Source organism: Streptomyces sp. NPDC090021 (assembly GCF_044748225.1).
Lineage (GTDB): Bacteria > Actinomycetota > Actinomycetes > Streptomycetales > Streptomycetaceae > Streptomyces.
Genome location: NZ_JBIVFO010000011.1, coordinates 19,496 through 39,193, shown reverse-complemented (window position 1 = coordinate 39,193; position 19,698 = coordinate 19,496). Strand labels below are relative to the sequence as shown.

Genomic DNA, 19,698 nt, shown 5'->3' with positions numbered 1-19,698 from the left:
TGATATCAGCCCGTCCGTGATGCAGTTCCTTCTGGCGTTCCTCGTGGCCGCACCGCTCCTGGGCGCCGTCGCGGCCCTGCTGCCGGCCCCGCCCGGCCTCAAGGGCCGCAGCGCCGAACAGGCCGTACTCCGCCACGGCGTGACCGTGACCGGCGTGATCCTCGCCGCCGCGATCGCGCTCGCCCTCGGCTTCGACCACGACGCCCCCGCCCGCTTCCAGGCCACGACGGACATCAGCTGGATCCCCGCGCTGGACGTCCGGATCCACCTCGGTGTCGACGGCATCTCGCTCCCCCTCCTCCTGATGACCGCGCTGCTGTTCTTCCTCTGCGCGCTCTACAGCTACTTCAAGATCCCCGCGGGCCCTTCCCCGAAGGCATTCGTCGCACTGCTCCTCGTACTCGAGTCCGGCACCCTCGCGACCTTCGCCGTCCTCGACCTGCTGCTGTTCTTCCTCGCCTTCGAGATGGTCCTCATCCCGATGTACTTCCTCATCGCCCGCTGGGGCGGTGCCCAGCGGCAGGCCGCCGCCTGGAAGTTCATCCTCTACACGCTGCTCGGCTCCGTCGTCATGCTGCTCGGCCTCCTCCTCATCGGTGTGACGGCGGACACATTCGACATGGTGGCACTCGCCTCTGACAACGGCCGCGAACTGTCCCGCACCACGCAGTTGCTGGCCGTCCTGGCCATCGGTCTCGGCCTCGCCGTGAAGACCCCGATGTGGCCCCTGCACACCTGGCTGCCCGACGCCCACACCGCCGCCCCCACCGTCGGATCCGTCCTGCTGGCCGGCGTCCTGCTCAAGATGGGCACGTACGGGTTCGTCCGCATCCTGCTCCCCGTCACCCCCGAGGGCATGGCCGCCTTCGCCCCCTACCTGGGTGCCTTCGCCGTCGTCGGCATCGTCTACGGATCGCTCGCCTGCCTCGCGCTGGCCCGCAAGGGGAACAAGGGCGACCTCAAGCGCCTCATCGCCTACTCCTCCGTCGGCCACATGGGCTTCGTCCTCCTCGGCATCGCGTCCATGACGCCCACCGGCGTCAACGGCGCCCTCTTCGCCAACATCGCCCACGGCCTCATCACCGGCCTCCTCTTCTTCCTGGTCGGCGCCCTCAAGGACCGCTACGGCACCGCCGACCTCGACACCCTCGCCGGAGCCACCGGCGCCGCCCTCTACGGACGCGCCCCCCGGTTCGGCGCCCTCCTCGCCTTCGCCGCCGTCGCCTCCCTCGGCCTGCCCGGCCTGGCCGGCTTCTGGGGCGAGATGCTGGCCCTCTTCGGCGCGTTCGACCCGGCCCAGGGCCTGCCCCGCCCCGCGTTCCTCACGTACACGGCCGTCGGCGCGTTCGGCACCCTGCTCACCGCCGCCTACCTGCTGGTCGTCGTACGGCGCGTCTGCATGGGCGACCCGAAGACCGGCCCCGAGCTCACCGTCGCGGACGTCCAGCACTACGAGTTCGCCGCCTGGACCCCGCTCGTCGCCCTCACCGTCCTCGCCGGCCTGTGGCCCGCGCTCCTCCTCGGCCTCACCGACCCGGCCGTCCAGCAGCTCCTCGCAGGAGGCAACTCATGACGGCCCTGACGGTCCTCGCGGCCGACACCCCCAGCCTGGTCCAGTCCGTCGACTGGCTCGCCATCGCCCCCGTGGTGATCACCGCCGTCGTCGGCCTCGTCGTCCTCGTCGCCGACCTCTTCGTCGCCGAGCGCCACAAGCCCGCCCTCGGCTGGATCTCCGTCGCCGGCCTCGCCGCCGCGACCGCCACCCTGCTGCCGCTGCGCGCCGGAGACCGCTCCACCTTCTGCCTCACCGCCGACCCGGAGGCCTGCAGCTACGTCGCCGACCACTTCACCGTGGTCGTCCAGTTCCTGGTGCTGGCCGGCGCCCTGCTCACCGCGCTGCTGTCGGTCACCGCCGTGCGCGACGCCCGGATGCCCGCCGGCGAGTACTGGTTCCTGCTGCTCTCCTCCGCGGCCGGCGCAGCCCTGCTGCCCGCCTCCCGCGACCTCGCCACCCTGATCGTCGCGCTGGAAGTCGCCTCCCTGCCCGCCTTCGCGCTGGTGGGCATGCGCCGCGGCGACCGGCTCTCCTCCGAGGCCGCCCTGAAGTTCTTCCTGTCGTCCGTCACCGCGACCGCCGTGTCCCTGATGGGCATCAGCTTCGTCTACGCCGTCACCGGATCGCTGCACCTCACGCAGGTCGCGGACCGGCTGGAGGACGTCCCCGGGCAGCTCGACACCCTCGCCATGGCCGGTGTCGCGCTCACCCTCGTCGGCTTCGCCTTCAAGACGGCGGCCGTCCCCTTCCACTTCTGGGTCCCTGACACCTACGTCGGAGCCCCCCTGCCCATCGCCGGCTACCTCTCGGTGATCGGCAAGGCCGTGGGCTTCACCGGCCTCATCCTCGTGACGGTGATCGCCTTCCCGGCGTACTCGCAGGTCTGGGGCCCGGCCGTCGCCGTACTCGCCGCGCTCACCATGACCCTGGGCAACGCCGCCGCCGTGCGGCAGTCCGCGGACCGCCCGAACAGCGCCGTACGGCTGCTCGCCTGGTCCTCGGTCGGCCAGGCCGGCTACCTCCTGGTCCCGATCGCCGCGGCCGCGTACACCGAGCGCGACCAGATCGGGTCCACCCTCGCCTACGCCCTCATGTACGCCGCCGTGAACCTCGGTGCCTTCGCCGTGGCCGCCCTCGTCGCCCGTACGAAGCCGCTCCACCGCATCAGCGACTACCGCGGCCTGTACACCGAGCGCCCGCTCGCCGCGCTCTCCCTGGCCTTCTTCCTGCTCTGCCTGGCCGGTCTGCCCCCGGGCATCATCGGGCTCTTCGCCAAGGTCACCGTCTTCCAGTCCGCCGTCGACGCCGGCCTGGGCTGGCTGGCCGTGCTCATGGCGATCAACGTCGTCATCGCCCTCTACTACTACCTGCGGTGGACGGCGCTGCTCTTCCGCGCGCCCGAGGGTGCGCTCGACGCCCAGGCCCGTTCGAAGGCCCCCTGGCCGGTCGCGGCGGCCATCGTCGCGACCGCGATCACCGCGGTCGTCCTCTCCGGCGCCCCGCAGCTCGTCCTGCGCGTCGCGTCGGGCAGCCTCTTCACGCAGTAGCCCGTACCCGGGCGGTCGCCCGAACGGAGCAACGCCCGCGGCGGCCCCGCCGTCCCCGCCGAGGGGGCGGCGACGGGCCGCCGTCCCGGCACGCCCTGGGAACCAGACGCCCTCACCTCGCGTTGACCAGGAAGGGAGGGTCCACTGGACCGTAGACCCTCAGATCCATGACGGGCTCCCCTGCCGCACCACTTGGAGGGCGTACCGTGCACCGCCGGCACAACGGGCTCAAGACCGCCGTACTCCTCGGCGGGCTGTCCGCACTCATCATCCTCATCGGCAGCTTCTTCGGACGGACCGGCCTGATCGTGGCCGTGTTCGTCGCGCTCGGGACGAACGCCTACGCGTACTGGAACAGCGACAAGCTGGCTCTACGCGCGATGCGCGCCCGCCCCGTCAGCGAATTCGAAGCTCCCCAGCTCTACCGCATGGTGCGCGAGCTCTCCACGTCCGCGCGCCAGCCCATGCCACGCCTCTACATCTCGCCCACCGAGGCCCCGAACGCCTTCGCCACCGGCCGCAACCCGCGCAACGCCGCGGTCTGCTGCACCGAGGGCATCCTGCGCATCCTCGACGAGCGGGAGCTGCGCGGGGTCATCGGCCACGAGCTCAGCCACGTCTACAACCGAGACATCCTCATCTCGTCGGTGGCCGGCGCCCTCGCCTCGGTGATCATGTTCCTGGTGAACTTCGCCTGGCTCATCCCCGTCGGCCGGTCGAACGACGACGAGGGCCCCGGCCTGCTCGGCATGCTGCTGATCATGATCCTGGGCCCGCTGGCCGCCTCGGTGATCCAGCTGGCCATCAGCCGCTCCCGCGAGTACGAGGCCGACGCCTCCGGAGCCCAGCTCACCGGGGACCCCCTCGCCCTGGCCAGCGCCCTGCGCAAGCTGGACGCGGGGACCAAGCAGCTCCCGCTGCCACCGGAGCCACGCCTGGAAACGGCGAGCCATATGATGATCGCCAACCCGTTCCGGCCAGGTGCGGGCCTCACCAAGATGTTCTCCACCCACCCTCCGATGGCCGAGCGCATCGCCCGGCTCGAACAGATGGCAGGCCGCCGCCAATGAAGACAATCCTGAACGTCATCTGGCTCATCCTCAGCGGCATCTGGCTGTTCCTGGGATACCTGCTCGCAGGCGTACTCCTCTGCATCACCATCATCGGTATCCCGTTCGGCATCGCCGCCTTCCGGATCGCCGTCTACGCCCTCTGGCCCTTCGGCTACACCACCGTCGAGCGCCACGACGCGGGCGCCCCGTCCTGCATCGGCAACGTCCTGTGGCTGGTGCTGGCCGGCTGGTGGCTGGCCCTCGGCCACATCGTCACGGGCATCGCCCTCTGCGTCACGATCATCGGCATCCCCTTCGGTATCGCCAACTTCAAGATGGTCCCCCTCTCCCTGCTGCCGCTGGGCCGCGAAATCGTCCCGACGGACGCCCCGTTCGCCTCCCGCTGACGGCACCGGACACCCCTACGTCGACACCGCGCCGCGGACTGGCCAGGCCCGCCCGCGGCGCAGTTGTCCACAGGGTTGGCGGGCTGTCAGTGGTGTGCGTCACCATGAACGCATGAACGAGACCGAGCAGTTGCTGCAGCAAGTCGCACACCACGCGCGCAACTCCGCACGCGGACGCGGAAAGCCCCTTCCGGGCCCGCTGGGCGCCGGGGAGATCGACCGCGCCGAGGGCATACTCGGCTTCCCGCTGCCGCCCCTGCTCGCCCTGCTCCACACACGCGTGGGGGGCGGCGAATTCGGCCCGGAGCAAGGTCTGTTGCCCCTGAGCGGGGCCGTCGGGGCCGTCGGGGCCTTACCGGGCCCAGCGCGAGTCCGGATGGCGCCGGCCCGAGGGGGTCCTGCCCGTCGCCGACCTCGGCTGCGCCACATGCGCCTGCGTCGACTGCAGATCCAAGACCGCCCAGGTCCTGCTCTTCGACCCGAACCCGGGCGAGCCGGACCTCGCCTGGTCCGTCGACACCGCCGGCCTGGCGGACCGGCTGCGCGGCCAGCTCGACGGAACCCCCTGGTTCTGCGAGGAATCGGATGCGGGGGACACCCACGACCTGGAACTGTCGCCCTGGGCGGAGTTCAGATCCCGGATCCGAACCGGCTCCGCCCCCCGTAGGCCGCCCCGCCCACCGCCAGCACCGCAGCCCCCGCGACCACCGATGCGAGGGGCAGCGCACACGCCAGCACCACACAGCCGGACAGCCCGACCGCCGCCACGGCCCGCCCCTTGACAGCTGAATCGAGAGTCCACGCGGAAGCGTTCGCGATCGCGTAGTAGGCGAGCACTCCGAAGGAGGAGAAACCGATCGCACCCCGCAGATCGGCCGTGGCCGCGAGCACCGCCACGACCACGCCCACCGCGAGCTCGGCGTGGTGCGGCACCTGATGCCGGGGATGTACGGCGGCCAGCGCGCGCGGGAGATGGCCGTCCCGGGCCATCGCCAGCACGGTCCGCGACACCCCGAGCACGAGCGCCAGCAGCGAGCCCAGCGCGGCCAGGGCCGCACCCACCCGCACCACCGGCGCCAGTTCCGGCGCTCCCGCCGCCCGGACCGCGTCGGCCAGCGGGGCCGACGACCCCGCCAGCGCCTCGACACCGAGCACCGACAGCACCGCCACGCCCACCGCCGCGTACACCAGCAGGGCGATCCCCAGCGCGAGCGGCACCGCCCGCGGGATCGTCCGTTCCGGGTCACGCACCTCCTCGCCCAGGGTGGTGATCCGCGCATAGCCCGCGAAGGCGAAGAACAGCAGGCCCGCGCCCTGCAGCAACCCGAAGAAGGTCCAGTCCGGCGCGCCCGCCGGCTCCGGTGCCGCCGCCCCCGAGGACAGGCACACCACGACCACCGCGGCCAGGACCGCGAGGACCGCCGCCACGATCAGCCGGGCGATCCGGGCGGACTTCTGCACACCGCCGTAGCTCGCGGCGGTGATCGCCACCACCGCCGCCACGGCCACCGCGTGCTCCCGCCCGGGCCATACGTAGGCGCCCACCGTCAGCGCCATCGCCGCGCAGGACGCGGTCTTGCCGATCACGAACCCCCAGCCGGCCAGGAAGCCCCAGAAGGGCCCGAGCCGCTCCCGCCCGTACACGTAGGTGCCGCCGGAGGCCGGATGGCGGGCGGCCAGCCGCGCCGAGGAGTGCGCGTTGCAGTAGGCCACCACGGCCGCCACGGCGAGGGCGGCGAGCAGCGCCCCGCCCGCGGCCCGGGCGGCCGGGGCGAAGGCCGCGAAGACCCCGGCGCCCACCATCGCGCCGAGCCCGACGACGACCGCGTCGGACACCCCGAGAGTTCGTTTCAGCTGGTTCTCCACGGGCGGAGGGTAACCGGGCTATATGACGCCCTCCCGGCCGGGCAGCGGCGTCCGGGTGCGCTCCCATCCCTCCAGGGCCGTCAGGCAGGCGTGGTCGAGGTGGCGCAGACCGCTCAGATCGAGGCGTACCGGCCGGCCGTGCGGTAGCGCGTCCAGTGCGTCGAGCAGTTTGGGCAACCGCAGGAAGCTGGCGTTCCCCATGACCCGCACGCACAGCTCCTCGTCCTCCCACACCTCCTCGATGTGCACGTGGGAGGTCTCCCAGGCCGCCTTGGCGATGGCCAGCCCCAGCCCGATCAGCACCCCCTCGAACAGGTTGGTGACGACGATCGCGCAGGCCGTGGTGACCAGCACCACCGCCTCGCCCCGGTGCGTGCGCCACAGCGAGGCCACCGCCCTGACCGGCAGCAGCTTCCATCCCGCGTAGAGGAGCACCCCGGCCAGGGCGGCCAGCGGCACGGCCTCCAGCACCTGCGGGAAGGCCACGGCGAAGAGCAGCAGCCAGGCACCGTGCAGCACCCGGGCCGCACGGGTGCGCGCCCCGGCCTCCACGTTGGCGGCGCTGCGGACGATCACCGCGGTCATCGGGAGTGCCCCGAGCAGTCCGCACACGCTGTTGCCCACGCCCTGGGCGATCAGTTCCCGGTCGTACTCCGTCCGGGGCCCGTCGTGCATCCGGTCCACGGCAGCCGCGCTGAAGAGGGTCTCGGCGGAGGCGATCAGTGCCAGTGCGATCACCGTCCCGGCCGCGCCGAAGGAGGCCAGCATCCCGAACTCGCCCCAGGCGGGCGGCGAAACGGCCTCCAGGACTCCCGTCACCCGCACCTTCTCAACGGGCAGCCGCAGCAGGCCGGCCACGATGGCGGCGGCGGCCACCCCGACCAGGGCGCCCGGCAGCAGCCGCAGACGGGCGGGCACGCGGCGCCAGGCGACCATGACGGCGATGGTCCCGACCCCGAGCAGTACCGCGGCCCAGTCGGCCCGGGCCGCGAGCCCGTGCACCCCGCCCAGCTTCGCCAGGGTCTGCCCGGGAGCGTCCGCGTCGCCCAGGGCGTAGAGCTGCCCGGAGATCAGTACGAGCCCGATGCCCGCCAGCATCCCGTGCACGACGGCCACGGAGATCGCCCGGAACCACCGTCCGAGCCGCAGCACCCCCATGCCCAGCTGCAGTGCGCCGGCGGCCAGCACCAGCACCCCGAGGGCGGCCGCGCCGTGCGTCTGCAGCGCCTCGTAGACCAGCACGGTGAGCCCGGCGGCCGGCCCGCTCACCTGCAGCGAGCTCCCGCGGAACCAGCCGGTGACCAGTCCCCCGACCACCCCGGTGACGATGCCCAGCTCGGCCTGCACTCCGGAGGCGACGGCCACCCCCACGCACAGCGGGATGGCGACCAGTGCGACGACGACGGACGCCGCGAAGTCTTCGCGAAACGTGCCGGCCCCAGGCATGTGAGAACCCCCTGCCACGCGGTGATGTGATGCCATCCACCGTGCCGGGCGCACTCACCGCCCCCCAAGTGCCCACGGAGGCCCGCGGCAGCGCGCGCGCCGCACGCGCCCGGCACACGCACCTCAAGCACCCCGCAACCACCGCGGCCCGGCGGTCGGTGAGGACCGCCGGGCCGGCGTGGTGACGGGTCGCGGAGTCCGCGTCAGCGGTAGTTCACGAACTGCCCGTCGGAGTCTCTGACATGGACCTTCGTAGAAGCAGGGTGGTTGACCTGCGAAAACTACATTCAGTAGTTGCCGCCGTTTCCCAGCGTTTTCACGCTTCTTGTGCCCTGCCTGTGCCCCGGGACACGCGCGTCCTGCGTTCGTGCGAGGTCTGCGGGATCACCGGGCTCGGAGCGTCGGATGGGCCTAAGGTGGGCGGCGGTTCGGCAGGGACAGTGCTCCCGGTCAGATGCGGCACGCCCGGGAGGGTACATTGGGGTACCTGGGGCTGCTGCGGCAGCGGCCCGTGCTGGCCCTGTGGCTGGCGCAGAGTTTGTCCGTCCTCGGGGATCGGCTGTACGCACTCGCGGTCATGTGGGTCGTCTACGCCGCGACCGGATCGGCCTCGCTCATGGGTCTGGTAGCGGTGGCCGAGTCGCTGCCGTACATCGCCCTCGGCACCATGGGCCGACGGCTCGTCTCCCGCTTCTCCTCGTACCGGGCACTCGCATGGGTCGACGGGGCGCGGGCGACGGTCGCGGTCGCGCTGCCGTTCCTGTGGTCGCCCGATGCGCGGGGCATCGCCCTGCTGCTCGCCGGTGTGCTGCTCCTCGGCACGCTCGGGGCGCTGTTCGACCCCAACCTCGGCGCCCTGGTGCCCGATCTCGTCGAGCCCGAGCGGGTGCAGCAGATCACGGGCCTCCTCGACCTCACGGGCCGCGTCGCCCGTATCGCGGGCCCGGCCAGCATCGGCCTGCTGCTGCTCTTTGTCTCCGAGGTGCAGCTCTTCGCCCTGAACGGCGCGACGTTCGCCGTGTCCGCCGTGGCGCTGCGCTGGCTGGCTCGCCGCTATGCGACCTCGGCCGGCGAGACTGCCGAGCGCCCTCGTAGCAGGGCACGGTCGTCCGTCCCGGCGGGCCCGGTGCTGCGCGAGCACCCGCGGGTCGGACTGGCGATCGGCCTGCACGGGGTAGCGCTGTTCTGCTCGGCAGTGACTGCCATCGGTATGCCTGCCCTGCTCGCCACCCGGTACGGGGCGGGTGCCGCGGTGTACGGACTCGTCACGGCGGCCGTGGGCGTCGGGGCACTGCTCGGTAACCCTCTCGCGAGCAACCGGCGCTCGGGCGGCTGGCTGACCGTCTACTGCGGTGCGTGGGCCCTACAGGGCGCGGCGACCGCCTGCATGGGCCTGGTGCTCGACCTGCCCGCGCTGCTCCTGCTCGCCCTGCTGACGGGCATCGTCACCCCGGCTACGAGCGTCACCCTGCGCGCGCACCTCGGCACGTTCACCCCGGCGGAACGGTTGCGCCTGATGTCCGTCGATCAGACGGTCATCCGGACCGGCGGCACGGCCGGAATGCTCGTGCTGCCGTTGCTGGTGGACGCCTCACCGCGAGGGGCCTTCGTCGCCGGCGGAGTCATGGTCACTGGAACGGCGCTCGGCGCGTTGCTGGCAGCCTCACGATTGCGGCGGCAGGATGCGGCTCTACCGGCCTTCTCGACGGCTGGCCGGTGAACCGTGGTGCTCAAGAGTGAAGGGCGGGGCGGCCGGATTCGAACCGGCGTCCTCCTCCATGATGTGTAGGCGCACTACCTCTGTGCTACGACCCCGCTTGCGGTGATTATAGGCAGCCCGCCCCATCACGGGGCCAGCGATTTTCCGGGGGCTTCGTGCCTTACCCCCCCGCCGGTGGTGCAGGTCCGGCGAGGGGCGAGGCGGTCGGAGGGTTGACGGTTACGCCGCGACCGCTTCCGGCTTCCACTCGGCCGCGGCGAGCGCGAGCCAGTGCTCGACGGTCACGTTCTCGAACGGGACGCCGATCTCCCGGTAGATGCGGGTGTGCATGGCGCCGAACCAGGCGCCCCGACGGTCGTCGAAGAACGCGCGGTCGTACCAGGCGACGCCCAGCAGGACCGTCCCGCCGCCGTTCTCGTTGTCCGGGTCGGCCTCGAAGTACGTGCACTCCCAGTCCCAGAGCATTTGCTCGTTGGGGCGGGAGCGCAGCCGCTCGTCGCTGGCGCGCAGGTGCTCGATGCACCGCTCGACGGTCGCGGCGTCGGGGCAGTAGTACCGGCAGTCGCTGAACGCCACGACGCTCTTGCTGCCGCGCCGGGCGGGGTCGACGTCCTCGCCGGTGAGCACCCGGACACGGGTGATCGGCGGAGCGCTGGTTTCGAGGATGGTCACGGTGGTTCTCCTCTCGTTGCCGATGGTGCCTTGCAGGTGGTGCGTGATCACCAGCTCGACCCGGTCAACGGGTACAGGCTGGGGCTGTGGGGGCCGCTTGACCGGATGGCACCGGGAGCGACGTAGCGGATGTTCAGGCCGATCCGGGCGCCGGCGGTCGTGTTGCTGTCCGAGCGGTGCAGGAGCCGGACGTCCATCAGGCAGGCCTGCCCGGCATCAAGCGGCAGCCATAGGCCGTGGTCGTGCGGTCCGTTGGGCATGCCCCGCACTTCGAGTGCTCTGCCTCGGCGGGCGCTGCTCGCCTCGCGGTCGTTGCCGAGGTAGCCGCTGGCGTGTGAGCCGGGGATGACCTGCAAGCAGCCGTTGGCGGTGGTCGCATCGGTGATGGCGAGCCAGGCCGCGACCGAGCGGGCGGGGTCGAGCTGCATCCGTCGGTTGGTGCCGTCCTGGTGCCAGGGCACGCGGAACTCACGGCCGGGCCACTTGATCATCAGAAAGGTGTTCTCGACGGCGACCGCCTCGCCGATCGTCTCCTGCACGGCAGAGAGCAGTCCGGGGGCGCGTACCGCGTGCGCGGCCCACTCGGAGCGCAGATGGGCGTCGAGCACGATCTCGGTCCGCTCGGCCCGGTGTTCGGCGATGACCTCGGCCGCTCGGGCGCGGGCTCGGCTGTTGGTGTTCCACTCCAGCCCGGTCCGGTATCCGTCCTCGCCGAGCGGGCTCGGTCCCGTGTAGCTGATGGTGAGGGGCGCGCTCATCAGGCTTCGTCCTTCGGTCGGCAGCGGGTGCACTGGCAGGGCGGGAAGGCGAGGGAGTTCATGGGCGGGCTGTCCCGGACCCCGGGCCCGACGACCACCTCGGCACGCTCGTGGACGACCTCTCCCGTCTGGCCGTTGACGTCGTACACACGAATGGTCATGGGCATGCGCACTCCCGTTGCTCAGGGGCGTTGTGGTTCGGTGTGTCACCAGTGCACCGCTTGAGAGGGCGTCATGGGCGAGCGGGCACCGGACGTTTGGGCGGACGTTTCCGCGCCCAAGTCCGGGGCCAGATCACTACGGTGGGTACACGATTCGTAGCTGCGAGGGGGAAGCGCATGACGGAACAGGAGTCAGGCGGGCTGGCGCGGTTACGGCGCGCTGCCGGCCACACCCAGGAGACGTTCGTCAAGGCGTTCCGGCAGGAGTCCGCCCGCCTCGGCGTAGCCGCCGCGGTGAGCGTCCGCCAACTGCGACGGTGGGAGAGCGAGACGCCCCCGCCCCTGCCGCATCCGGGCCAGCAAGCCGTACTTGAAGCCATGTTCGGCATGCCCCTCGCCGAGATGGGGTTCGACGTCCCCGGTCATCGCGTGACGGTTGCGGCACCGATCAGCGACGCTGGAATGGTGACGAGGAGAACGTTCGTCGCAGACGCGGGCGCCCTCGCCGCCGCTGCTCTGCTGCCCGCCGCGCCGGGCCCACGCATCGGCACGGCTGATCTCGGGCGGCTGAGGGAGCGCCTCGACGGGCTCTACCAGACAGACCACACCGCGGGCAGCGTGCCGGCGAGCACGCAGGCCGAGCGCATCGAGGCGGAGATCACGCGAGCCCTGAGCGGCGCCTCGTACACCGCCGGTGTGGGTCGTGAGCTACAGACGATGCTCGCCGAGCTGCACGGGCATCGGGCCTGGTACGGCTATGACGGCGGACGCATCGCGGAGGGCCGCGCCGCCTGCATGGAAGCCCTCGCCGCGGCGCAGCTCGTCGACACCCCGCTGCTACAGGTCTCCGTGCTGGAGACACTCGTACTCCTCGCGGTCAAGGCCAGCCGGTCCTGGGAGGCTGCGAGTGCCGTCGAGAACGCCTACCGCCTCGCAACCCAAGCAGGGGCGGGTGCGACGGTGCACCTCGTGATCGCGCTCCGCGACGCGAACGTCGCCACGCACGCTGGGGACCTGTCGGGCGCACGCCGCGCCCTGTCCCGTGCCGTCAGCTACCAGGGGCGCGCGGACGCCGACACGGACGTGCCCAACTGGGCCAAGTTCGTGGGTCCGTTCGAGGTCGACTACGCCACGGCGGACATGTACGTACGAGCAGATCAGCCCAAGCGCGCCGTGCCGTTCCTCCGGGCGGCCGTGCGCGGCATTGGCGGTGGGCTCGCCCGGAACAGCGCCTCGTACCGCGTCAAGCTCGCCGGTGTTCTCCTCGCTGCGGGGGAGGTCGACGAGGCGTGCGCCGAGGTGGGCGGCGTGCTGGATACCTGGGGAGGCATCGCCTCGCCCCGGCTGCTGGGCAAGGTGCACGATTTCCAGCGGGCGGCCGGGGTAGTCGACAGCCCAACCGCTCGCGAATGCGTGGCACGTATCTACGAAACAGTGTGAGAGGGCCGCCGGATGAGTCAGCCAGCACAGGCCGGCGTCGAGCAGCTCGACGGGCCGGCCGCCGCCAGGGCCGAGGAAGCGTTCCGCCTGGTCTACGCCGAGGCGTTCGCCGAGCCGCCCTACGACGAGACCGAGACCGACGTCGCAGCAGCGTTCCGCCGCTTCCGTTCCCAGACCCGCAAGGCCACCTTCCGCGGCGCCCTGGCGAGCACCTCGGACGGCGAGGCCGTCGGCATGGCGTACGGCTACCCCCTCGGGCCGCAGACGGGCTGGTGGGACCAACTGACTGTGCCCGTGCCCGACGAGATGCGGCGCGAGGACGGTCGGCGGACGTTCGGCCTGATGGAACTCGCCGTGCGTGCCGCATGGCGCAGGCAGGGCATCGCCCGCCGCCTGCACGATGCCCTCCTCGAAGGCACCGAGGCCGAGAGGGTCCTGCTCAACGTCCACCCAGACAGCAAGGCGGCCGTGGCCGCGTACCGGGCATGGGGGTACCGCAAGATCGGCGACTCCCGCCCCTGGGCGGGCGCGGACATACACGACGTGATGCTGCTCGACCTTCGCTGAGCTGCTCCCGCGCGCGCAAGCCGCAGCGACCGGTCGCGGTGCGGACATGTCCCGCGATCCAAGGAGACGCGAGGGCGCGGGGGACGACCTTCACGCCTGCGTCACTTCTACGCCTCGCTGCTGATCAAGCACCGCGAGAACGTCAAGACGGTGCAGAAGCGGCTCGGCCATGCCAAGCCGTCGATCACGCTCGACACGTACACGCACCTGTGGCCGGACGACGAGGACACAACGCGGGCAGCCGTCGAGGCAGTCCTCGGCGATGTGCCCCCGTTGTGCCCTGCCAAGCTCGCCTAGAAGCGTTTTCGCAGGTCAGAGACCCTGATCAGCGGTAGTTCACGAACTGGATCGCGAAGTCCAGGTCCTTGCCCTTGAGGAGGGCCTGGACGGCCTGGAGGTCGTCGCGGCTCTTGGAGCTGACGCGCAGCTCGTCGCCCTGGACCTGGGCCTTGACGCCCTTCGGACCCTCGTCACGGATGATCTTCGCGACCTTCTTGGCGTTCTCCTGGGAGATGCCCTCCTCGATCGTGGCGAAGATCTTGTATTCCTTGCCGGACAGCTGCGGCTCACCGGCGTCCAGTGCCTTGAGCGAGATCCCGCGCTTGACCAGCTTGGTCTCGAAGACGTCCAGGACGGCCTTGACGCGCTCCTCGGAGTTCGCCTCCATCAGGATCTTCTCGCCGGACCAGGCGATGGTGGCGCCGGTGCCCTTGAAGTCGTAGCGCTGCGAGAGCTCCTTGGCGGCCTGGTTGAGGGCGTTGTCGACCTCCTGCCGCTCGACCTTCGAGACGATGTCGAAACTGGAGTCGGCCATGTGCTGTGGCTCCTTGAAGTCGATTGCGATCACCCCGGAGGGCGCGGCCGGACGAGCCCGGACCGCTCGGCAAAGCCTAGCCACCACACCCACCCGCGGCGCTGATCAATCCGGTGGCGAAGCACCCCCGGTCATCAGGTATCGTTTACGTCGTTGCCAGGGAGAACCGCGGACAAGCGGTACTCGAAGGCGACATCCCATGGCGGTGTGCCCGAGTGGCCAATGGGAGCGGACTGTAAATCCGTCGGCTTAGCCTACCCAGGTTCGAATCCTGGCGCCGCCACGCGAGTGGAACCCTCGTTCATCTGCGGAAACGCAGTGGACGGGGGTTCTTTCGTTCACCTGCACGGGGTGTGCCGGGTGGCGGCCGCATCGTCGGGGGCCTCCTGTCGTTCACCGGGGGTGAAATGGACATCTGACACGCGGGGGAAGGTCGGCGGCGGGGTGCTCATGGCCCTGCTCGGGGCGGGGATTCCGGCTCTCATGGGAGCCGCCCTGCACACGGACGTGGGCGAGCCCTACCGGGAGACCCGGCTGTACTTCGGCACCGAACGGACCGACGGCGGGGGCCCGGTCGCGGAGCGGGAGTTCATGCGGTTCCTGGACCAGGAGATCACCCCCGCCTTCCCCGAGGGACTGACCCTCCACCACGGGTACGGCCAGTGGCGCGGCCAGAACGGCAGGATCGTCCGCGAGACGTCCTACGAAGTGGTCCTGCTGTACCCGGAGAAGGACGCCGACGACCGCAGCGTACGCATCGAGCGGATCCGCGACGCGTACGAGAGCCGTTACCAGCAGGACTCCGTCGGGCGCTCCGACGACAAGGTGGACGCGGCGTTCTGAGCCGCCGCCGGGGAGCCGGCCCGGCCCGGGGCCGGCTCCCCGCGGGCCGTCAGTTGCCCGCCACGTCCTTCACGGCCACCTCGACCGGCGTCGAGCCGGAGATCAGCTCCAGGGTCAGACCCGCCGTCGCGGGCGTCTCCACCAGCTCGGCCAGCACCGCCGCCACGTCGTCGCGCGGCACGGCCCCCCGGCCCGTCCGCGCCTCCAGGCGGACCTGCCCCTTCCCTGCGTCGTCGAGCAGCGAGCCGGGACGCAGGACCGTCCACTCCAGACCCAGCCGGGTCCGCACGTGGTCGTCGGCCTCGCCCTTCGCCCGCAGGTAGACGTCGAAGACCTCGTCGCCCTCGTGGTGGGCGTCCGCGCCCATCGAAGAGACCATCAGGAAGCGGCGCACACGCGCCCGTTCGGCCGCGTCGGCGAACAGCACCGCCGCGCCCCGGTCCACCGTGTCCTTGCGCCCGGCACCGCTGCCGGGGCCGGCGCCCGCCGCGAACACCGCCACGTCCGCGCCCTGCAGAATCCCCGCCACGTGCTCCACCGTGGCCGACTCCAGGTCGCAGAGCACCGGTTCGGCGCCCGCCTCCCTGAGGTCGTCGCCCTGTTCGAGGTCGCGGATGATGCCCGCGACCTCGTACCCGCGCGCGGCGAGCAGGCGCTCCAGCCGCAGCGCGATCCGACCGTGTCCACCCGCGATGACGATGCGCATGCCCTGACGGTACGACGAGCCGGGCGCCCCCGCCCGGGAAGACACCCGCTCAGGGGCCCGGCTCCGTGCGGCCCTGCCGGGGCAGGTCCAGGGCCACCGCGACGGCGGAGTCGCAGTACTCCCGTACGGCACTCGTACGGGCCACCACCCGGCCGCGGTGGATCACGATCCGGCTGTACGCGAGGGACAGCACGCCCGCGATCCGCTCGCCGCGCACGGCGAGCAGCTCCGCGGGGAACCCGGCCTCCACCCGCACCTCCGGCAGGCCCATGGCCTCGCGGGCACAGGCGCTGACGGACTCGTAGGCCTCGCCGGCACGCAGCCCGCCCTGGGAGGCCAGCAGGTACGCGGCCTCCAGCGGGTCGCCGCGGCCGACCGGGTTCCCGGCGTCCCGCAGCGCCCCGCTGCCGGCTGCGACCCGTACGCCCGCGGCCCGCAGCAGCCGTACGGGGGCGGTGCGCAGGCCGCGGCGTTCCAGAGCCGCGCAGTCGCCCTGCGGCAGGCAGGTCACCCGTACGCCGGCCGCGGCCAGCTGGTCGGCGGCGCGGGCGGCCGCGTCCAGCGGGAGCCGGGACAGGCCGCCGCACGGGCCGATGGTCACCCCGGGGCGCAGCCCGCCCGCCATCGCCGCGAGCCGGGCGAGGCGGGCCGGGTCGTCACCGTCGGTGTGCAGGTCCACGGCGCAGCCGTGTTCGTCGGCGAGCCCCAGGACGGCTTCGAGGAAGCCGGTCGGGTCGGGGTCCAGGTCCGGGCAGCCGCCGATCACCGAGGCGCCCATCTTGACCGCGTCCCGCAGCATGGCGAGCCCGTCGGCCCCCGCCACCCCGGTCAGCAGCCGGGGGACGGCCACCGCGGTCAGGTCGGCGAGCCCGCGCAGCGAGCGCCGGGCCTGGAGCACGGCCTCCATGGGGCCGAGACCGTGCACGTCGCCGATGCGCACGTGGGAGCGCAGGGCGGTCGCGCCGTGGCCGAGCTGGAGCAGGGCCGCCTCGGTGGCGCGGCGCTGCACCTCGTCGGGCGCGTACGAGACGGGCCCGTCGCCGTCGGCGGTCAGCGCGGTGTCCCCGTGGGCGTGCGGCTCGGCGGGGGCGGGGAGCAGCAGGTAGCCGCTGAGGTCCACCCGGGACAGCACGGGGGAGGAGAGGCTCCCCGTGGTGCCGACGGCCTGGATCCGGCCCGCACCGAGGCGGACGTCGACGGTGCGGCCGTCCGTGAGGCGGGCCCCGGCGAGGAGCAGGCTGGTCGCGTCGGCGGCGGCCGCGTTGCCGTGGCCGCCGCCGTTGCCGCTGCGGGGGGAGTGGGGCGGCTGCTGCGGCTGGCTGTCGGACATCGCGCTCCTGCGGTGGCTCGGGCGGTCCCCGGGGCCGTGGCCGCGGCCTGCGGCCCGCGCCCAAGATCACGCAGCGTGCTCAGAGCCTAGGGTGCGGCGCACTCCGCTTCACGGAAGAGGGCAATAGTCGTACCGGTGTGGTGCCCCCGCGCCCCCGCGCTCCCCTGCCCCCGAGCCCCCCCGAGCCCTCGGCGCCGCCGTGCCGCCGTGCAGCCGTGGCCCCGTGCCGCCGTGGCCCCGTGCCGCCGTGCTCCCGGGCTTCGGCACTCCCGGGCTTCGGCACTCCCGCGCTTCGGCACTCCCGCGCTTCGGCACTCCCGCGCTTCGGCACTCCCGCGCCTCGGCGCTCCCGGGCCCCCGTGCCGCCGCGCACCCGTGCGCCCCGCACCGGGGGCGGAGGGCGGCCCGTCGGGTGTGAGCCCGCGCACAAACGGCAGGAGAAGTGGGGCGGGAGTGGCCTGCGAGTTGATCGAGAGAGGCTGCCGAACCCCCTCCGAGCCCTGTTCCCGCAAAGGATTTGGGCGATCGGCGGGCAACCGTGTAATGTCTTCATCGCTCGCCCCAATAGCTCAGTCGGTAGAGCGTCTCCATGGTAAGGAGAAGGTCTGCGGTTCGATTCCGCATTGGGGCTCTGGTGAGAGAGGTTCCCCACCCTCGGGTGGGGAGCTGATCACATCAAAGCGGCGTAGCTCAGTCGGTAGAGCAAGCGGCTCATAATCGCTGTGTCACCGGTTCAAGTCCGGTCGCCGCTACCCACAGTAGCCGATTGCGGGGTCGGTCTCCCGATCGGCTACTCTTTTATGCGTTCATCCGTCCCATAGTCCGTCAAGGAGCACTCACGTGGCTGCCACCGACGTCCGCCCGAAGATCACGCTGGCCTGCGTGGAGTGCAAGGAGCGGAACTACATCACCAAGAAGAACCGGCGTAACAACCCGGACCGCATGGAGATGAAGAAGCACTGCCCGCGCTGCAACTCGCACACCGCGCACCGCGAGACCCGCTGACTCCAGCGAAGTCTCGAATACAGGCACCGTCATGAGGTCGTCCCCTTCATTGGGGGGCGGCCTTGTGTCGTTTCCGTGCCCGTTCCCGTCTTTGTCCCTGTGTGTTTCGTGTCCCTTCAACAGGAGGTAGTGAGTCATGGCTCTCGACCAGTCCTTCGTGGGGCGGAGCTACCCGCCCACCGATCCGTACGAGGTCGGCCGGGAGAAGATCCGCGAATTCGCGGTCGCGGTGGGTGACGCCAATCCCGTCTACATCGACCCCGAGGCGGCCAAGGCCCATGGCCACTCCGATGTGATCGCTCCGCCGACTTTCGTGTTCGCGATCACTTTCAAGGCGGCCGGCCAGGTCGTCGCGGACCCGCAGCTGGGGCTGGACTACAGCCGCGTCGTGCACGGCGACCAGAAGTTCGCGTACTCCCGCCCCGTGCGTGCCGGTGACCGCCTGTCGGTGACCTCCACCATCGAGGCCGTGAAGTCGCTCGCGGGCAACGACATCATCGACATCCGCGGCGAGGTCCACGACGAGACCGGCGAGCACGTGGTGACGGCCTGGACGAAGCTCGTCTCCCGCGCCCCCGAGGAGGCCTGACATGGCAGCGCAGATCAAGTACGCCGACGTCGCGGTCGGCACGGAGCTGCCCGCGGCGTCCTTCCCGGTGACGCGCGCCACGCTCGTCCAGTACGCCGGTGCCTCGGGCGACTTCAACCCGATCCACTGGAACGAGAAGTTCGCCAAGGAGGTCGGGCTGCCGGACGTGATCGCGCACGGCATGTTCACCATGGCCGAGGCGATCCGCGTGGTCACCGACTGGGTCGGCGACCCGGGCGCCGTGGTCGAGTACGGCGTGCGCTTCACCAAGCCCGTCGTCGTCCCCGACGACGGCCGGGGCGGGCTGATCGAGGTCACCGCCAAGGTCGCGGCGAAGCTGGACGACAACCGCGTACGGGTCGACCTGACGGCCATGAGCGCGGGCCAGAAGGTCCTCGGCATGTCCCGCGCGGTGGTCGCGCTGGCCTGAGTACGGCCGACAGCTGCGGGGACGAGGGGGCGGGCCGCCCGCCCCCTCGACACCGGCCCCCTGCCCCCTCGACGCCGGCCCCCGCCCCCTCGACGCCCGCCCCTCGACGCCCGGGAGTGGCCTGCGCCACCCCTTGACGAAGTTAGTGATTGAGTACTAACTTCGTGGCATGGCAAGGATGAGCGCAGAGGAGCGGCGCGAGAGCGTCATCCGGGCGGCGATGCACGAGTTCGCCCGGGGCGGGTACTACGGGACCTCCACCGAGGCGATCGCCAAGCGGGTGGGCGTCTCGCAGCCGTACCTCTTCCGGCTCTTCCCCAACAAGCAGGCGATCTTCCTGGCGGCGTCGGAGCGCTGCCTGCGGGACACGCGCGAGGTGTTCGCCGCCGCCGTCGAGGGACTGAGCGGCGAAGAGGCCGAGCGCGCCATGGCCCACGCCTACACCCGGCTGATCACGGAGGATCCCGACAAGCTCCAGATGCAGCTCCAGATGTACGTCACCGTCGCCGCCGCGGAGGCGGCCGGTGATCATGAGCTGGGCGAGCTGGTCCGCCAGGGCTGGATGCAGCTCTGGGACACCGTCCACCTGCCGCTGGGTGCGGACCCGCGGGAGACGACGACCTTCATGGCCTACGGAATGCTGATCAACACGCTGGCCGCGATGGGGTTCCCGCCCGGGCACCGGGTGTGGGAGGGGTTCTACCCGTCGATCCGCACCACCGGCCACCCGGAGGAGTGACGGATGCGCGCGACCGTGCGCGCATCCGCATGGGCAGCAAAGTTAGTCAGC

Annotated in this window: 21 protein-coding genes and 4 tRNA genes; 16 read left to right on the top strand and 9 right to left on the bottom strand. The window is 71.7% G+C overall.

The features are described from left to right. Nucleotides 1–19: 19 nt before the first annotated feature. The 4 genes from ACIPXC_RS10780 to ACIPXC_RS10765 all read left to right on the top strand — a co-directional run bounded on the left by ACIPXC_RS10780 (nucleotide 20) and on the right by ACIPXC_RS10765 (nucleotide 4,561). Nucleotides 20–1,573 carry a NuoM family protein gene (locus ACIPXC_RS10780; protein WP_401615882.1) on the top strand — a complete coding sequence of 518 codons (1,554 nt, stop codon included), beginning with the start codon at nucleotides 20–22 and terminating at the stop codon, nucleotides 1,571–1,573. Next, a complete protein-coding gene (locus tag ACIPXC_RS10775) occupies nucleotides 1,570–3,102 on the top strand; it encodes an NADH-quinone oxidoreductase subunit N (protein WP_401615629.1) in 1,533 nt (510 codons plus the stop codon). The genes ACIPXC_RS10780 and ACIPXC_RS10775 overlap by 4 nt, the downstream gene beginning before the upstream one ends. A gap of 206 nt (nucleotides 3,103–3,308) precedes the next feature. Next, the gene (gene htpX / locus ACIPXC_RS10770; RefSeq protein WP_386455353.1) at nucleotides 3,309–4,172 is read left to right on the top strand and encodes a zinc metalloprotease HtpX; all 864 of its coding nucleotides are present in this window, start codon (nucleotides 3,309–3,311) and stop codon (nucleotides 4,170–4,172) included. Next, complete coding sequence (locus tag ACIPXC_RS10765; protein ID WP_030842592.1) at nucleotides 4,169–4,561, top strand: YccF domain-containing protein; 393 nt, start codon at nucleotides 4,169–4,171, stop codon at nucleotides 4,559–4,561. Before htpX ends, ACIPXC_RS10765 begins: the two co-directional genes overlap by 4 nt. A gap of 630 nt (nucleotides 4,562–5,191) precedes the next feature. On the opposite strand, the gene ACIPXC_RS10760 is transcribed toward ACIPXC_RS10765, so the two are convergent. Beyond that, entirely contained in the window at nucleotides 5,192–6,427 is a 1,236-nt protein-coding gene (locus ACIPXC_RS10760; protein WP_401615626.1) for an APC family permease, read from the bottom strand. Between the two features lie 18 nt (nucleotides 6,428–6,445). After that, nucleotides 6,446–7,873, bottom strand: coding sequence for a SulP family inorganic anion transporter (locus ACIPXC_RS10755; RefSeq protein ID WP_401615624.1), 1,428 nt, complete (start codon nucleotides 7,871–7,873; stop codon nucleotides 6,446–6,448). Between the two features lie 478 nt (nucleotides 7,874–8,351). On the opposite strand from ACIPXC_RS10755, the gene ACIPXC_RS10750 reads away from it, so the two are divergent. Beyond that, nucleotides 8,352–9,593 (top strand): MFS transporter, encoded by a 1,242-nt coding sequence (locus ACIPXC_RS10750; RefSeq protein WP_401615622.1) that lies wholly within the window; start codon nucleotides 8,352–8,354, stop codon nucleotides 9,591–9,593. Between the two features lie 22 nt (nucleotides 9,594–9,615). On the opposite strand, the gene ACIPXC_RS10745 is transcribed toward ACIPXC_RS10750, so the two are convergent. From ACIPXC_RS10745 to ACIPXC_RS10730, 4 genes are all read right to left on the bottom strand, one after another. After that, nucleotides 9,616–9,690, bottom strand: a tRNA-Asp gene (locus tag ACIPXC_RS10745). Between the two features lie 122 nt (nucleotides 9,691–9,812). Beyond that, a complete protein-coding gene (locus ACIPXC_RS10740; protein WP_401615620.1) occupies nucleotides 9,813–10,265 on the bottom strand; it encodes a hypothetical protein in 453 nt (150 codons plus the stop codon). Between the two features lie 47 nt (nucleotides 10,266–10,312). Beyond that, entirely contained in the window at nucleotides 10,313–11,023 is a 711-nt protein-coding gene (locus ACIPXC_RS10735) for a phytanoyl-CoA dioxygenase family protein (protein ID WP_401615618.1), read from the bottom strand. Next, nucleotides 11,023–11,184: a hypothetical protein gene (locus tag ACIPXC_RS10730; RefSeq protein WP_401615616.1), complete on the bottom strand. Its 162-nt coding sequence runs from the start codon at nucleotides 11,182–11,184 to the stop codon at nucleotides 11,023–11,025. The genes ACIPXC_RS10735 and ACIPXC_RS10730 overlap by 1 nt, the downstream gene beginning before the upstream one ends. A 177-nt stretch (nucleotides 11,185–11,361) precedes the next feature. Between ACIPXC_RS10730 and ACIPXC_RS10725 the strand changes: the two genes are divergently transcribed. The 3 genes from ACIPXC_RS10725 (at nucleotide 11,362) to ACIPXC_RS10715 (ending at nucleotide 13,488) form a co-directional block, all read left to right on the top strand. Next, a complete protein-coding gene (locus ACIPXC_RS10725) occupies nucleotides 11,362–12,624 on the top strand; it encodes a hypothetical protein (RefSeq protein ID WP_401615614.1) in 1,263 nt (420 codons plus the stop codon). A gap of 12 nt (nucleotides 12,625–12,636) precedes the next feature. Then, nucleotides 12,637–13,191 (top strand): GNAT family N-acetyltransferase, encoded by a 555-nt coding sequence (locus ACIPXC_RS10720; RefSeq protein ID WP_401615612.1) that lies wholly within the window; start codon nucleotides 12,637–12,639, stop codon nucleotides 13,189–13,191. A 96-nt stretch (nucleotides 13,192–13,287) separates the two neighbouring features. Next, nucleotides 13,288–13,488: an integrase gene (locus ACIPXC_RS10715; protein WP_401615880.1), complete on the top strand. Its 201-nt coding sequence runs from the start codon at nucleotides 13,288–13,290 to the stop codon at nucleotides 13,486–13,488. A 28-nt stretch (nucleotides 13,489–13,516) separates the two neighbouring features. Here ACIPXC_RS10715 and ACIPXC_RS10710 read toward each other — a convergent pair whose 3' ends face one another. Continuing rightward, entirely contained in the window at nucleotides 13,517–14,005 is a 489-nt protein-coding gene (locus ACIPXC_RS10710; protein ID WP_030030284.1) for a YajQ family cyclic di-GMP-binding protein, read from the bottom strand. Between the two features lie 201 nt (nucleotides 14,006–14,206). Here ACIPXC_RS10710 and ACIPXC_RS10705 point away from each other — a divergent pair. After that, nucleotides 14,207–14,288: transfer RNA gene (locus ACIPXC_RS10705), tRNA-Tyr, on the top strand. A gap of 200 nt (nucleotides 14,289–14,488) precedes the next feature. Continuing rightward, nucleotides 14,489–14,848, top strand: a complete 360-nt coding sequence (locus ACIPXC_RS10700) for a DUF3574 domain-containing protein (RefSeq protein WP_401615610.1) — start codon at nucleotides 14,489–14,491, stop codon at nucleotides 14,846–14,848. A 49-nt stretch (nucleotides 14,849–14,897) separates the two neighbouring features. On the opposite strand, the gene ACIPXC_RS10695 is transcribed toward ACIPXC_RS10700, so the two are convergent. Together ACIPXC_RS10695 and ACIPXC_RS10690 are read right to left on the bottom strand one after the other, a co-directional pair. Further along, nucleotides 14,898–15,554, bottom strand: a complete 657-nt coding sequence (locus ACIPXC_RS10695) for an SDR family oxidoreductase (RefSeq protein WP_183066962.1) — start codon at nucleotides 15,552–15,554, stop codon at nucleotides 14,898–14,900. A 49-nt stretch (nucleotides 15,555–15,603) separates the two neighbouring features. Continuing rightward, nucleotides 15,604–16,884 carry an amidohydrolase family protein gene (locus ACIPXC_RS10690; RefSeq protein WP_401615608.1) on the bottom strand — a complete coding sequence of 427 codons (1,281 nt, stop codon included), beginning with the start codon at nucleotides 16,882–16,884 and terminating at the stop codon, nucleotides 15,604–15,606. Nucleotides 16,885–17,442: 558 nt separating this feature from the next. Between ACIPXC_RS10690 and ACIPXC_RS10685 the strand changes: the two genes are divergently transcribed. The 6 genes from ACIPXC_RS10685 (at nucleotide 17,443) to ACIPXC_RS10660 (ending at nucleotide 19,647) form a co-directional block, all read left to right on the top strand. Continuing rightward, a tRNA-Thr gene (locus tag ACIPXC_RS10685) sits at nucleotides 17,443–17,515 on the top strand. A 48-nt stretch (nucleotides 17,516–17,563) separates the two neighbouring features. Next, nucleotides 17,564–17,636, top strand: a tRNA-Met gene (locus ACIPXC_RS10680). 88 nt (nucleotides 17,637–17,724) lie between these two features. Further along, nucleotides 17,725–17,889, top strand: a complete 165-nt coding sequence (gene rpmG, locus ACIPXC_RS10675) for a 50S ribosomal protein L33 (protein ID WP_007265873.1) — start codon at nucleotides 17,725–17,727, stop codon at nucleotides 17,887–17,889. A gap of 136 nt (nucleotides 17,890–18,025) precedes the next feature. Beyond that, complete coding sequence (locus tag ACIPXC_RS10670; RefSeq protein ID WP_401615605.1) at nucleotides 18,026–18,478, top strand: MaoC family dehydratase N-terminal domain-containing protein; 453 nt, start codon at nucleotides 18,026–18,028, stop codon at nucleotides 18,476–18,478. Nucleotide 18,479: 1 nt separating this feature from the next. Continuing rightward, the gene (locus ACIPXC_RS10665) at nucleotides 18,480–18,908 is read left to right on the top strand and encodes a MaoC family dehydratase (protein ID WP_401615603.1); all 429 of its coding nucleotides are present in this window, start codon (nucleotides 18,480–18,482) and stop codon (nucleotides 18,906–18,908) included. 169 nt (nucleotides 18,909–19,077) lie between these two features. Next, nucleotides 19,078–19,647, top strand: a complete 570-nt coding sequence (locus ACIPXC_RS10660) for a TetR/AcrR family transcriptional regulator (protein ID WP_401615601.1) — start codon at nucleotides 19,078–19,080, stop codon at nucleotides 19,645–19,647. Nucleotides 19,648–19,698: the final 51 nt, after the last annotated feature.

What these genes read in the sequence shown, in the direction of transcription:
- ACIPXC_RS10735 (WP_401615618.1), bottom strand. Translation starts at nt 11,023, where the DNA reads ATGAGCGCGCCCCTCACCATCAGCTACACGGGACCGAGCCCGCTCGGC.
- ACIPXC_RS10755 (WP_401615624.1), bottom strand. Translation starts at nt 7,873, where the DNA reads ATGCCTGGGGCCGGCACGTTTCGCGAAGACTTCGCGGCGTCCGTCGTC.
- ACIPXC_RS10730 (WP_401615616.1), bottom strand. Translation starts at nt 11,184, where the DNA reads ATGACCATTCGTGTGTACGACGTCAACGGCCAGACGGGAGAGGTCGTC.
- ACIPXC_RS10695 (WP_183066962.1), bottom strand. Translation starts at nt 15,554, where the DNA reads ATGCGCATCGTCATCGCGGGTGGACACGGTCGGATCGCGCTGCGGCTG.
- ACIPXC_RS10670 (WP_401615605.1), top strand. Translation starts at nt 18,026, where the DNA reads ATGGCTCTCGACCAGTCCTTCGTGGGGCGGAGCTACCCGCCCACCGAT.
- ACIPXC_RS10710 (WP_030030284.1), bottom strand. Translation starts at nt 14,005, where the DNA reads ATGGCCGACTCCAGTTTCGACATCGTCTCGAAGGTCGAGCGGCAGGAG.
- ACIPXC_RS10725 (WP_401615614.1), top strand. Translation starts at nt 11,362, where the DNA reads ATGACGGAACAGGAGTCAGGCGGGCTGGCGCGGTTACGGCGCGCTGCC.
- ACIPXC_RS10700 (WP_401615610.1), top strand. Translation starts at nt 14,489, where the DNA reads ATGGGAGCCGCCCTGCACACGGACGTGGGCGAGCCCTACCGGGAGACC.
- ACIPXC_RS10780 (WP_401615882.1), top strand. Translation starts at nt 20, where the DNA reads ATGCAGTTCCTTCTGGCGTTCCTCGTGGCCGCACCGCTCCTGGGCGCC.
- ACIPXC_RS10665 (WP_401615603.1), top strand. Translation starts at nt 18,480, where the DNA reads ATGGCAGCGCAGATCAAGTACGCCGACGTCGCGGTCGGCACGGAGCTG.
- ACIPXC_RS10660 (WP_401615601.1), top strand. Translation starts at nt 19,078, where the DNA reads ATGGCAAGGATGAGCGCAGAGGAGCGGCGCGAGAGCGTCATCCGGGCG.
- ACIPXC_RS10765 (WP_030842592.1), top strand. Translation starts at nt 4,169, where the DNA reads ATGAAGACAATCCTGAACGTCATCTGGCTCATCCTCAGCGGCATCTGG.
- ACIPXC_RS10690 (WP_401615608.1), bottom strand. Translation starts at nt 16,884, where the DNA reads ATGTCCGACAGCCAGCCGCAGCAGCCGCCCCACTCCCCCCGCAGCGGC.
- ACIPXC_RS10775 (WP_401615629.1), top strand. Translation starts at nt 1,570, where the DNA reads ATGACGGCCCTGACGGTCCTCGCGGCCGACACCCCCAGCCTGGTCCAG.
- ACIPXC_RS10720 (WP_401615612.1), top strand. Translation starts at nt 12,637, where the DNA reads ATGAGTCAGCCAGCACAGGCCGGCGTCGAGCAGCTCGACGGGCCGGCC.